This is a genomic window from Acidithiobacillus sp. TH-A35, from assembly GCF_057473505.1.
In genome coordinates this window covers 1-13,062 of record NZ_JBYCKR010000185.1, presented here as the reverse complement: position 1 = coordinate 13,062, position 13,062 = coordinate 1, and the positions used below count along the sequence as shown (strand labels likewise).

Annotated in this window: 11 protein-coding genes and 1 riboswitch; of the genes, 5 read left to right on the top strand and 6 right to left on the bottom strand. The window is 56.4% G+C overall.

The genetic code is table 11. From position 1 onward, the window contains the following. The 3 genes from AC2VNK_RS06385 to AC2VNK_RS06375 all read right to left on the bottom strand — a co-directional run. Window positions 1–638: glycosyltransferase (locus AC2VNK_RS06385; RefSeq protein WP_486883213.1), on the bottom strand; the 638-nt coding region annotated here is incomplete at its 3' end. A gap of 2 nt (window positions 639–640) precedes the next feature. Continuing rightward, window positions 641–1,144 (bottom strand): hypothetical protein, encoded by a 504-nt coding sequence (locus AC2VNK_RS06380; RefSeq protein WP_486883212.1) that lies wholly within the window; start codon window positions 1,142–1,144, stop codon window positions 641–643. Between the two features lie 3 nt (window positions 1,145–1,147). Then, window positions 1,148–2,683: an OpgD/OpgG family glucan biosynthesis protein gene (locus tag AC2VNK_RS06375; protein ID WP_291524599.1), complete on the bottom strand. Its 1,536-nt coding sequence runs from the start codon at window positions 2,681–2,683 to the stop codon at window positions 1,148–1,150. Window positions 2,684–3,089: 406 nt separating this feature from the next. Between AC2VNK_RS06375 and AC2VNK_RS06370 the strand changes: the two genes are divergently transcribed. After that, window positions 3,090–4,508: a dihydrolipoyl dehydrogenase family protein gene (locus AC2VNK_RS06370; protein ID WP_486883211.1), complete on the top strand. Its 1,419-nt coding sequence runs from the start codon at window positions 3,090–3,092 to the stop codon at window positions 4,506–4,508. A 3-nt stretch (window positions 4,509–4,511) separates the two neighbouring features. On the opposite strand, the gene AC2VNK_RS06365 is transcribed toward AC2VNK_RS06370, so the two are convergent. After that, window positions 4,512–5,183 carry an alpha/beta hydrolase gene (locus AC2VNK_RS06365; RefSeq protein WP_291524595.1) on the bottom strand — a complete coding sequence of 224 codons (672 nt, stop codon included), beginning with the start codon at window positions 5,181–5,183 and terminating at the stop codon, window positions 4,512–4,514. Beyond that, window positions 5,167–6,525 (bottom strand): sigma-54 interaction domain-containing protein, encoded by a 1,359-nt coding sequence (locus AC2VNK_RS06360; protein ID WP_291524593.1) that lies wholly within the window; start codon window positions 6,523–6,525, stop codon window positions 5,167–5,169. The genes AC2VNK_RS06365 and AC2VNK_RS06360 overlap by 17 nt, the downstream gene beginning before the upstream one ends. Before the next feature lie 297 nt (window positions 6,526–6,822). Between AC2VNK_RS06360 and AC2VNK_RS06355 the strand changes: the two genes are divergently transcribed. Genes AC2VNK_RS06355 through AC2VNK_RS06340 form a run of 4 tightly spaced genes read left to right on the top strand, consistent with a single transcriptional unit; the run spans window position 6,823 to window position 10,618 of the window. Beyond that, window positions 6,823–7,557 (top strand): MBL fold metallo-hydrolase, encoded by a 735-nt coding sequence (locus tag AC2VNK_RS06355; protein ID WP_486883210.1) that lies wholly within the window; start codon window positions 6,823–6,825, stop codon window positions 7,555–7,557. 10 nt (window positions 7,558–7,567) lie between these two features. Further along, entirely contained in the window at window positions 7,568–9,208 is a 1,641-nt protein-coding gene (locus AC2VNK_RS06350) for a cytochrome ubiquinol oxidase subunit I (RefSeq protein WP_291524589.1), read from the top strand. 60 nt (window positions 9,209–9,268) lie between these two features. After that, window positions 9,269–10,402, top strand: coding sequence for a cytochrome d ubiquinol oxidase subunit II (gene cydB, locus AC2VNK_RS06345; protein WP_291524587.1), 1,134 nt, complete (start codon window positions 9,269–9,271; stop codon window positions 10,400–10,402). 12 nt (window positions 10,403–10,414) lie between these two features. Then, the gene (locus AC2VNK_RS06340) at window positions 10,415–10,618 is read left to right on the top strand and encodes a hypothetical protein (RefSeq protein WP_291524586.1); all 204 of its coding nucleotides are present in this window, start codon (window positions 10,415–10,417) and stop codon (window positions 10,616–10,618) included. A gap of 160 nt (window positions 10,619–10,778) precedes the next feature. Here AC2VNK_RS06340 and thiC read toward each other — a convergent pair whose 3' ends face one another. After that, window positions 10,779–12,662 carry a phosphomethylpyrimidine synthase ThiC gene (thiC, locus tag AC2VNK_RS06335; RefSeq protein ID WP_486883209.1) on the bottom strand — a complete coding sequence of 628 codons (1,884 nt, stop codon included), beginning with the start codon at window positions 12,660–12,662 and terminating at the stop codon, window positions 10,779–10,781. A 73-nt stretch (window positions 12,663–12,735) separates the two neighbouring features. After that, window positions 12,736–12,829: riboswitch (TPP riboswitch) on the bottom strand. Window positions 12,830–13,062 lie beyond the last annotated feature (233 nt).

Here is a 13,062-nt window from a genome sequence, read left to right as displayed (position 1 = left end):
AGCGTTTCGCCGTTCATCACACTGTCGGCGTCGAGCACGACCATGTATTCGTAATCCTTACCCCAGCGGCGGCAGAAGTCCGCCACATTCCCACTCTTGGCCTTATTGTTGATAGGCCTCCGCCGGTAATGGATGCGGCCAAAGGCATCTAAAGACTGACAGAGCGCCGACCACACCAGTTCTTCGCGCAACCAGATGGCGGGGTCACGGGTATCGCTCAGCAGGAAAAATTCGAAGTGCGCGAGCGCTCCGGCATGCTGCAGAGATTTGTAGGTGGCCTGGAGACCCGCCGCGACCCGCTCTACCTCTTCGTTGTAGATGGGCATGACTATGGCTACACGGCTCTGCGGACGCGGCTCGGCCAGACGCAGTTCGGGACTGCCCGGCGCAGTGTCTGTCCGTCCGCGCATGAGCAGAACAAATCCCACCAGTGCCGTCCAGAAGCCTGCGGATATCCACGCAAACAGTAACGCGAAGATAATCAGCATCGGCATTTCCAGCCACAGAGGCAGGCGATCTGTCAGCACCTGATCCAGTATCAAACCGGCACTGCACGCCGGAAGAACGATGAAAGCACTGAGCCAGTAGCGCCGGTACCGGCCGATGGCTTCCCATGGCCGGACGCCGCTACGACCCATATTCAGGCTTCTCCGGGCAACACGCGCCGATTCGCGCTGATCGCACGGCGGTTCAGCAAAGGCTGGATAAGGCGCAACAAGGCCGCGCCCCAGGACCGATTCAAAGGCCGCGAGGCCATGCTCGACCGCACAATAGCCGGGGCTACCTGACGCTGCAACCAACGGCAGGACTTGCCGTCATGGGTTTCGCCCACGGGCAGATTGAGAGACAGATCCAGACGCGCATCCAGTTCATCACCATCCGTCAGGGTCGCCAGGGCCATGTGCAGGCTTGCGAAAGCGCGCGCATAAAGCGCTTCGCCTTCCATGTCGGCGCCGCACTGCTGCGCGATCACCTGCCCGCGAATCCACAGCCGCTGGGCATCCGTCAAAGACAGGCGGGCGATATACTGCTCCACACGGGCCAGCACCGGGGCATTGCTTGCGACGACCATGGCCTCCGCTGTCAATCCCGCCAGCAGTTCACCCGCGGGATTGACGCTGTAGCTTGATTCATCTTTAAACATTACCTACTCCTTTGCCACATGTAAGAGATATGTCCAGGTATTACTCATCACCTGATTGTTCAGGGTTAAAAAACACCGCACGTTACTGGGTGAATCCGGTTGCGGCTGAATGACCGCAATCACCCGCCAGAAATGATCATCTTTCTCCCATTCCAGCTTCTGACTAAGAATTTTCGCGCCATTTCCCGCATCAAGATGGAGCTGCACGGGTGCAGTCCCCGGCAGTTTAGTGAGTGCACCACCCGCAAAATCAATCACCACCGTCCGCGCGCCAGGCACTTTCGCATCATCGCCCAAATAGGTACCCACTGGATGCGGCAGCGGGATCAGACCGTGGTTGTTGAGGAAAAAGCGCAGGGTATAGGCGAAGTGCAAGGGCGTTTTGGGCGCCGGCTCATGTTCTGGCACCCAGAACACCGCAATATTATCCATATCGCGGTTGTTGGTGGGCAGCTCCACCAAACGCACTTGCCCCTTGCCCCAGTCACCGTCGGGCTGAACCCAAACGCTGGGACGTCGCTGATAGTTAGTCTCAATCCCCTCATACGCGGAGAAGTGGCGATCCTCCTGAATCAGACCGAAACCCTCGGGGTGATCCATGTCGTAAGTGGTGGTCTGGATGTGCAGGGGGTTATCTATGGGCCGGGTGATCCATTCGCCATTGCCGTTGGCCATGACCAGGTCGCTGGAGTCGTGCTGCGCCGGGTGCCAGTCACCCGCAGTGACACCACGCCCATGCCCGTGCCAGTACATGCTGGTCAGGGGCGCCAGCTCCAGCACCTGTACCGGCTTGCGCAGGTAAATGGTGGCATCGACATGTACCGTGCTGCTGTCACCCGGCTGGATGGTGAAGCGATAGGCGCCCGTCGCTACCGGACTGTCCATCAGCGCGTAGACCACCATCTGGGTATCGCCCGCCTTGGGCCGCACCAGCCAGAATTGTTTGAAGTAAGGGAAGATTTCGCCGGAAGGCTGGGCCGTGTCGATGCCGAGGCCTCGTGCCGACGTCCCGTAGATGGCATCTTTACCCACAGCGCGGAAATACGTGGCGCCGAGGAAGGAGATGAACTCGTTGTGATGAGGCGGCGTATCGAGCGGTGCGAGCAGACGGAAACCTGAGTAACCGAGTTCGCTGGGGATATCTTTGGGTACGTTCAGATCGCCAAAACTGAAATGCTCCAGCGTAAAGGGAACTGGCCGCACCACACCGTTCACAACGCTGCGGATAACCACTGGGCGGTGAAACCAAGAGCCGGGCAGATAAAACTGTGCTTCAAACGGCACATTGTCGCCACGCCAGAGCGGCGAAACATCCTGAATCTGCGCATACTGTTCTGGAGTGAGGTCCTTCAGAAAAGCCGGAATGGGTAGCGGCTTCGCATCATAAGCGCTATCCACCAGCGCTTTGGCCTTAGTCTCCACCGTGGTCATGCTAAACTCAGCAGCATACACAGGCAGTGTCATAGCCCATCCTGCCAACCCAAGCAGGGCGGCGGAAAGTAGCTTTAGTAATAAGTGATTGCGGCGATAAATATTCATATTGAGGAGTTAAGCAAGGCCTGTGCCAAGTTGTTATCTATATGTTTTTATAATAATAATTATCACCCTGAGGTTATTTTTGTCGCCTGTGCCCGACGCTTTTTAGGGAGATAGGCCGTGAATCAATCGCTCGGGAGGATGCAGTTGTGCAGATAGGTTTCAAGCAGTCTTCATAGCTCACTGAAAATATTATATTATCGCAGAAGACTAATAGATTATGCCCATAAACGATGCATTTCCGCTATTAAAGATAGCGATGGGTGGTCGTCGCCGATAAACAACAACGCAATTTATGGTCCGATGGCTGCTCTGCAGCAGGGCTTATAAGCTCCGGAAATAGCGACTTGCGGTAAACATGAGCAATAACCTGATAAATGATTCTTACTGAATTGAAAAAGAGGAACTAATGAGCACTAGTAACTATGACATCACGATTATCGGTAGCGGCCCGGGCGGCTATCGCGCAGCGGTGCTGGCCACACTGAGAGGTAAAAAAGCCGCGATCATCGAAAAGCAGACCTGGGGTGGCACCTGCCTGAATCGCGGCTGCGTCCCCAAAAAGGACTGGCATGAGACGGCAAAGTGGATCGAGCAAAGTCGTCATTTCGAAAAGCGGGGTGTTGTGGGTTCGGCGCTCACAGGAGATATGGCACAAGCCTGGCGGCACCAGCATCAGGTGGTCGAGACAGTGCGCACCAGCTATGTCGATTATCTGAAACGTCTCGGCGTTCATCTCTATAATGGCACTGGCCGCTTCCTGGATCCGCAGCGCATTCAAATCCAAGGCGCTGAGGGCCTGACGGAAATCCACACGGAAACCACCATCATCGCCACCGGCTCCGCGCCTTCGTTGCCCGCGGGGATTGCCGCCGTACCTGGCAAGGTACTGACCAGCGATATGCTCTATGACGACGGCGTCCCCAGCGGGGATCGGGTAATCCTGGTGGGCGGCGGGGTCATCGGCACCGAGTTCGCGTACATTTTTACCCAACTCGGCAAACAGGTGGAATGGCTGGTGCACTCCCCTTCCCTCGCCCATACCCAGTATTCACCGCAGGCCAAGGATGCGCTCAAAGCGGCGCTGGCGGCGCTGAATATCCATCCACAAGCCGGATTCAAGATCGCCCGCATTGAGACGGCAGGCGATGGAGTGAAGATCTTCAATGACCAGGGGGAGTCGGTTCAGAGCGATTGGGTGCTGCTCGCTACTGGGCGCCATGCCTTTACGGAGGGATTGGGACTGGAAAACACCGGCGTCACCCTGGATGATCGCGGATTTGTACGGACCAACACCATGCTGGAGACGGAAGAGCCAGGCATTTATGCCATTGGCGATGCGGTCGGCCCGATCATGAATGCCAATCAGGCCCTTAGCGATGCCCAGATAGTCATCCACAACCTGCTCAGCAAAGAAAAGCAAGAACGTGATCCGCTCTGGGTACCGGAACTGGTTTATTCGGCGGTGGAACTGGCGCGCATCGGCATGGCTGATGAGGCAGCGGAAGACCAGGGCTTTGAACCAGCGGTGGGGTTCGCCGCTTTTGAGACTTCACCGCGCGCACTCGGGCAGGATGATAGCACAGGTTTCGTGCGCTTGTTGGCGGACATGGATAGCGGCGAATTACTCGGCGGTGAAATTGTCGGCCGCGATGCTGGCGAACTGATTCATCTGCTCGCCAGTAGTGGCGACCGCGATGAGGCCCTGCGCAAGATCGTCGAAACCCGCGTCAACCACCCCTCGCGCGCGGAGGAACTGGTGAATGCCACCGAAACGCTGGCGGCGCGGTGGGGTCTGGAAGAGCAGATTTTTGGGACGACAGATTAACGGTTACCGAGTCTGAGGGTCGGCAATGGCCTGAAGAAAGGTGCGCAAATCCAGCAGCTCATCCTCACAAAGCGTGTGGCCCATGGGATAGCGGTGTGCGCTTACGGCATAACCCAATGGCTCCATAATCTGCTGGGCAATTTCCATATAAGAAAGGGGCAAGACGGCATCCTGTTTCCCGTGCGCCCAAAATACCGGCGGTGACTCGGCCGTGGCTGCCGGCAGATGGGTGCGCAACGGCAGGTAGGCACTGAGGGCAAGCACTGCCTTGGTCGTGTAACTGGCATGCAAGGTGGTATAGAGCGACATCGCGCCGCCCTGCGAGAATCCACCGAGAATGATAGACGATCCCTTGCCAGCCTCATGATCCAGCAGTGCGCTGATCCGCCTAGCCATGCCTTGTAATCCTTCCATATCTTCTGCGGAATGACTGTCGAAACCATAAATGTCATACCAGGCCCGCATCGGTCTGCCCCCGTTGATGCGTATCGGGCGCACCGGCGCATTGGGAAATACCCAGCGGAAGCGACCTTCCGGGTCTACAAAGTCTGCTACCCCGGCGAGGTCTTCCATGGAGGCACCGAGGCCATGCAGGAGCACAATGCAAGGAGCGCCCGTTTCGCGACCAGGGCGTGTCAGCAAACCCTCCGGCCAGACATCATGGCTCAACGGCATGTTCGCTATTACTCCTCAGTGCATCCAATTTACGATATAAGGTGCGTTCGCTTACGCCCAGACGTTGCGCTAGGCTGCGGCGATCCCCGCCGTGACTTTCCCGTGCCCAGCGCAGATATTGCTCTTCCAGTTCCGCCAGCGGAATAATTTCCTCAATGCCTGGTACGGAGGATTGCCTGGCGGATACAGCCTTTGCCGGGCTGAGTGCCTGCTCTGGCAGATGTTGAAGATTTGCGGGCAGGTGCTCGGGGAGAATCCAGACATCGTCAGCCAGCAGTGCGGCACGCTCAAGGATGTTGCGCAGCTCACGAATATTACCCGGATAATCATAGCGTCGCAGCAGATCCAGCGCGTCGGCGTGAAGATGCAGGCCCTTGGCCACCGACAAACGTTGCAGAATGGCTTCCGCCAACAGGGGGATATCGTCCAGGCGCTCACGCAGGGCGGGCAACACCACCGGAAAGGTATTCAACCGATAATATAGATCCTGCCGGAACCGCTCCTCCGCGACCATTCTTTCTAATGGGCGGTGGGTAGCCGAGATCAGACGGAACTGCGAGCGAATCGGCTCCACGCCCCCCACCCGCCGGAAATGACCCGTTTCCAGCAGGCGCAGGAGTTTTACCTGCAGGCTAAGAGGAATATCGCCAACTTCATCCAGAAAAAGGGTACCGCCATTAGCCGCTTCTACCAGGCCAATTTTGCGCGAATGCGCACCGGTAAATGCCCCTTTCTCATAGCCGAATAGCTCACTCTCGAAGAGGGTTTCGGGCAACCCCGAGCAATCCACCGCCACGAAGGGCCCGTTACGACCACGACTGGCCTGATGTACAGCCGCGGCAGCCAACTCCTTACCCGTGCCAGACTCCCCGAGCAGCAATATCGCGGCATCACTGGGGGCCGCCCGTCGGATAAGCGTGGTAACGTCCCGCCAGGCGGAGGAATTGCCGACCATGGCTGGGGCGGATTGCACAGCCGACTGCGGCATGAGGACCAAAAGTTCGAGAAAATACACGACCTCAGCGTTATCGTTGCGGATGGGGTACAGATCAATTTGGGCGTTTCCGGAGGTACCGCTATGCACCACATGCTGACTATTACCACAATGCTGACACGCATCAAGGGGGCAGTGGTTGCCTCCCTGACGACAGACGTAACCCGCCTCTGCCATGATCTCGTAACAAAGCCGCCCCTGTAAGGGCTTGCCATCACCGAAGACTCGCCGATAGGTCTGATTGGCGGCAAGGACCGTGTAATCGGCACAAAGCAACACCGCCGGAGCACTAAAGCAGTCCAACAGCGATGTCATTTCCGGTCGTAACTGCTTGAGTAAATCGGTCATGGCCCCTCCTTATCGCACCCCACACGCCGGATCCGTCCTCTGCGCGACGAGCAGATCCCCAAGCGTATGCCAATTATAGCAGCCTCTGCCAATTCGTCTATGCCATTTTTGGCAGTCTTACCGAGACGCAGACTGACCCGGAGCCGGAGTGACGCTCGAAAATCTTTATAAGTAAAACATAATATTTTGTTTTATTACTACATTATCAAAAAGCGTTTTACCTCTAACACACGATAAAATAATGGCATAGCGATTGCTAATGATCCGATGTCCATACATTCGACAGGGACGGGCGACATGATATTCAGACAACTATGCACCCCCAAAGGCGGCCACCTGAGCTATCTGCTGGGCGACCCCGTTACGCGCGAGTCCATCATCATTGACCCCATGCCTGCACATGTTGACACTCTGGAGGCATTCATGGCCGAGCGCGGCCTCAAACTGCGCTACATTTTGCAGACCCACCATGAACCCGCGCATATCACCGCCGCCACCGTGCTGAAAAAAGATAGCGGCGCCAGGATCGTTGCCCATGAAAGCGCGGCCGATGAACACATCGACCTGCGCCTGCGTCACGGCGATGTCCTATACTTTGGAGAAGAAAGTCTGCGGGTTCTGCACACCCCTGGACTCAGTCCCTGCGCTGTCACCTACTGGTGGGAGGATCGCTTGTTCACCGGGATGACCTTGCTGGCCACGGGCACCGCGCCCGGCACTAACCAGAACGATTTGCAAACCCTGTATCACAGCATCACCCACCGTTTACTCAGTTTCCCGGGGGAAACCCTGATCTACCCCGGCCTGGAAAGTAAAGGCCGGCGCCTCACCAGCATCGAAGAGCTCCGCCGCAAAGACAATTGGTTAAATAATCAACGGGGTAAAGGTGCATTCTTACGCAGTTGTGCGCTTTTGCTACCGGAGAAGACCCCAGTAGAAGTAACCCGTAAAAATGATGTGAAGGAAATCGAGGCACAGGAAGAAGATGTGCACCATTACATGCCCGGTCGGGACATTCCGGCTTCTTTGTAGGAGGTAATTCATGGACATGTTGATCAATCCCACGGTGGTGGAGCTATCGCGCCTGCAGTTCGCGCTGACCGCTCTCTACCACTTCTTATTTGTACCACTCACCCTGGGCATGACCTTTATTCTGGCCACCATGGAAACGGTGTATGTCATCACCGGTAAACAGATTTACAAAGAAATGACCCAGTTCTGGGGCAAACTCTTCGGCATTAACTTTGCCCTGGGTGTTGCCACCGGTCTGACCATGGAGTTTGAATTCGGGACCAACTGGTCCATGTATTCCCACTTCGTGGGCGATATTTTCGGCACCCCGCTGGCTATCGAAGGGCTGATGGCCTTCTTCATGGAGTCCACCTTCGTCGGTGTGATGTTCTTTGGCTGGGAGCGCATGAGCCGCAAGGCACATCTAGTCGTTACCTATTTAGTCGCACTGGGTTCGAACCTTTCTGCATTGTGGATTCTGATTGCCAACGGTTTTATGCAGGACCCGCAGGGCGGCACTTTTGATCCCAATACCATGCGGATGCAATTTTCCAGCTTTATTGAATTGATCTTCAACCCCGATGCGCAGGCCAAGTTTGTCCATACGTCCATCGCAGGTTTTGTGACCGGCTCCATGTTCGTCATGGGCATTAGCGCTTATTACATGCTGACCAACAAGCGGAAAGATATGGCGTTGCGATCCTTCCGTATCGCCACGCTGTTCGGGGTGATTTCCAGCATCGGCGTAATTACCCTGGGTGACGCCCTGGGCTACATTGACGGCCAGAAACAACCCACCAAGCTGGCGGCCATGGAAGCCATCTGGAACACGGATTACAATACCGTCTCTGCTTCCTGGAACCTTATCGCCATCCCCAGCCGTAGCGAGCAGAAGAACATTTTCGAGGTTTCCATCCCTTATATACTTACGCCGCTACTGACCCACTCCGAAACCACGGTGATTCCGGGCATTATCCAGTTGGAGCAAGAAGCCAAGCCGAAGATCGTGAATGGCATCAAGGCCATGATTGCCCTGAAAGAATACAACCTGGATCGCAGCAATACCCAGGCACTGTCCACCTTCAAGCAGTATGAAAATGATATGGGCTACGGTTTCCTGGCCATGCAATTTGCGCCTGATCAGGACCTCAAGAAGATCAACGCCACCAATCTGCCCAGTGTTCTGGACAAGACCGCGAAGGATACCATCCCCAATGTATGGGTAGAATTCTGGGCCTTCCGCCTGATGGTCGCTGCAGGCTTCTTCATGCTCGCCCTCTTCGCTTTCGCGGCTTATTTCAGCCTGAAAAACGAAATTGAGAAACACCCCACCCTGCTGAAACTGGCGATGTGGAGCATTCCCTTGCCTTGGGTAGCCTGCGAGTTCGGTTGGATCACCGCCGAAAATGGTCGTCAGCCGTGGACTGTATTTGGCTGGCTGCCCACCTTCGTCTCCGCTTCCAGCCACAGCGTCGGCTACATGGTGTTCTCGCTTATCGGGTTCACCCTGTTGTACAGCTCTTTCATCGCGGCAGAGCTCTACCTGATGTTCAAATACGCCCGTCTGGGTCCGCAGGATGATCATCATGGTCATGGTCATGGTTCCGCGCCTGCGGGTGGCGGCATGGCGGGTCAGCCGGTGTTTGCCAAACCCAGCATGGATCGCAAGTAACGCCTGCGTGATGAATCAAGGGGGGGTTGATTTACCCCCCGACTGAATGGAGAGCACAAGATGGATGCTTACATATATTTAAAGATATTCTGGTTCCTGATTCTGGGAATCCTGTTGATGGGCCTCGCTATCATGGTCGGTATGGATATGGGCGTTGGCACCCTGATGCGCTTTGTCGGCAAAACCGACGGCGAACGCCGCGAAGCACTGAACATCGTTGGCCCGCACTGGGACGGTAATCAGGTGTGGTTCATTCTTGGCGGTGGCGCGATTTTCGCGGCCTTTCCAACCCTCTATGCGACTTCTTTTTCGGTCTTCTACATCGTCATGATTCTCCTGCTGTTCAGCATGATCATGCGCCCTGTCGCCTTTGAATACCGTTCCAAGGTGCCTAGTCATCGCTGGCGCGACTCCTGGGACTGGGTCTTTCTCATTTCCGGTGCCCTGCCCATGATTGTTTACGGGGCTGCCATGGGGAATATTCTTGAGGGTGTCGGCTTTCACTTCGGCTGGGACGGCCAGTATTACCAGACCGAGTCTTTCATCTGGTATCTGCTGAATCCTTTTGCGATTCTCTGCGGCGTACTGTCACTGAGCCTGGCCATCTATCAGGGCGGTACCATGCTCATGATCCGTGGTAGCGGTGCGCTGTATGACCGGGCACGAAATTACGCCAGTGTGGGCGGCGTTGCCGCGCTGGTACTCTTCGTTATCGGTGGCTTCATGGTATCCGGCATGAAGGGTTTCCAACTGATCACTGGTGATCCGGGTATGCCCGCCAATCCGGTTAGCGGCCAGACGGTCACCCTCGCGAATGGGGCGTGGATGGCTAATTATTCCGCCCACCCCATTCTCTGGCTGGTGCCCTTGCTGGGTTTGGCTGGCATGGTCCTGGGCGTGCTCGCGCTGCGCGCCAACAAACCCACCCTCGGCTGGTGGATGGGTGCGCTGGCCTGGATCGGTACGATCGGGGCAGTGGGCACTTCCATGTTCCCCTTCCTGATGCCATCCACGGACAACATCAACCAGAGCCTCACGGTCTGGAACAGTACGGGCAGTGAATATAACCTGATCTGGATGACCATCTTCGGCCTGATTTTCCTGCCTATCATCATCAGTTATACCACTTGGTGTTTCCGGGTGATGCGCGGCAAGGTGGCGGCACCCGACACGCAAGACGACCACGCTTATTAAGAGGAGGCGGACATGAAAAATTTGCTCACATTTATCGGGTTAGCGGCAATCATGGTGTTGTCCCTTTTTCTGGCGGTGATTACCGGCGACTACGGCCCCTGGTACTTTGCCTGGCTGGTAGGGACCACCATGGTGGTTCTTATCTCTGCTGCAGGTGCTATCATGTTTGACAGACAGGATGAAGAACAGCAGCAAAAGCAGGGTTCCATTCATTAGGAAACAAGGAGCTGTCTATGCATTATGTAGATCTGGAGGATTTCATCTTCTTTCTGCCATTCATTTACTTTAGTCTGGCAGGTATTGCTTACCTCTACACCAGAAAACGGTTCCGCTAAGCGGTATACCGTCGGAGGGGCCTTCAGGCCCCTTTCTTGTATTAACGCAGGTAGATATTCTTCCCCAGCCGCTTAAAGTCCTCTGCCTTTTCCTGCAGTCCTTCCATTCGGGCCGTCTCGATGTCTTCACCCTTGGATTGCGCGTATTCCTGCAAATCCTGGGAGATTTTCATGGAACAGAAATGAGGGCCACACATGGAACAGAAGTGCGCCGCCTTGGCGCCTTCCTGGGGCAAGGTTTCGTCGTGATATTCCCGCGCCTTTTCCGGGTCCAGTCCGAGGTGAAACTGGTCTTCCCAGCGGAATTCAAAACGCGCCTTGGACAAGGCGTTGTCCCGTACCTGCGCACCGGGATGCCCCTTGGCGAGGTCGGCGGCATGGGCGGCAATCTTGTAAGTGATGGCCCCTTCCCGCACGTCATTTTTGTCCGGCAGGCCGAGATGCTCCTTGGGCGTGACGTAGCAGAGCATGGCGGTGCCGTACCAGCCGATCTGCGCGGCGCCGATGGCGCTGGTGATATGGTCATAGCCGGGCGCGATGTCCGTGGTCAGCGGTCCCAGGGTGTAGAACGGGGCCTCGAAACAGTGCTGTAGCTCCTCGTCCATATTGGCCTTGATGAGTTGCATGGGGACATGGCCGGGGCCTTCAATCATGACCTGCACATCATGCTTCCAGGCGATCCGAGTGAGTTCACCCAGCGTGTGCAGCTCGGCAAACTGCGCCTCGTCATTGGCGTCGGCCAGCGAGCCAGGACGCAGGCCATCGCCGAGGGAAAAGCTCACGTCATAGGCCTTCATGATCTCGCAGATTTCTTCAAAATGGGTGTAGAGGAAGCTCTCCCGATGGTGGGCGAGACACCATTTGGCCATGATGGAACCACCACGCGACACGATGCCGGTAAGACGATTCGCCGTCAGCGGGACGTAACGCAGCAGGACGCCGGCATGGATGGTAAAATAATCGACACCCTGCTCCGCCTGCTCAATGAGTGTATCCCGGAACAAATCCCAGGTGAGGTCTTCGGCCTTACCATCGACCTTCTCCAGGGCCTGATAAATCGGCACGGTACCGATGGGTACTGGACTATTACGGATAATCCATTCGCGGGTTTCGTGAATGTGCCTGCCGGTGGATAAATCCATGACCGTGTCGGCGCCCCAACGAATCGACCAGACCATTTTTTCCACTTCTTCGGCAATGGACGAGGTGACCGCGGAGTTGCCGATATTGGCGTTGATCTTCACCAAAAAATTGCGGCCGATAATCATCGGCTCCAGCTCAGGGTGATTGATATTGGCGGGAATGATGGCGCGGCCCCGGGCGATTTCATCGCGCACAAATTCCGGGGTAATGGTGTCGGGGATCTGCGCACCGAAGGACTCGCCGCGATGGGCACGGAACAGCGCCGGATGGCTGGCACGCAAACGATCCAGACCCTGGTTTTCGCGGATGGCGACGAACTCCATCTCGGGGGTGATGATACCGCGCCGCGCATAGTGCATCTGGGAGACATTGCCGCCGTTGGCCGCCCGGCGAATTTCACGGCGATGATGAAACCGCAGATCCGCCGTGCGGACATCCGCCAGACGGGCGCGACCATAGGCGGAACTGGGCTCGGGGCGGCTTTCGATGGCGGTATCCGTCGGCGACCATTGCCAGCGCAGGGCGGGCAGGCCCGCATGAATATCGATGACCGCGTCCGGGTCGGTGTAGGGACCGCTGCAATCATAGACCGGGATGGCAGGATTGACTTCGAGGCTGCCGTCCCGCCTCCGGGAGTCGCTCTGCTGAATCTCCCGCAAGGGAATGCGCAATTCCGGGAACCGCGCGCCACTAAGGTAACGCTTGTGTGAGCCTGGAATCGGGCCGCAGGTTACCGCTGCGTCCTGCATAGTATTCACCATATCCGTGGGACGGGTAGCCATCAGTCATTCCTCCTAAAAATTTATCCGATTACTGCGGAACAAAATCGGGATGCGGGAGGAAAATGCGGACAGGCGTGCTGCGGTCGCGCTTCCCTACGCCGGCATAACCCGGATCAGGTTCCAAGGGTACCTCTCAGCCCACGACGTGGGCGCCCCTAGCGTTTATAACGATTCACTGAGCAAGGTACGGGAAGCTGAGTGAATCTGTCAAGTTAGTGCGCACCTTACGCAACGAAGAGTAGGACGCGCAACCCAGTTCAGTGCTATCATCGCGCCCGTCCATCAGCCCTGTTTGCCGTCTTTCGGAGTCGATCTTGCTCAGCACCGCCAATCTCACCATGCAATTCGGGGCCAAGGCCCTCTTTGAAAACGTCTCCGTCGAGTTTGGCAATGGCAACCG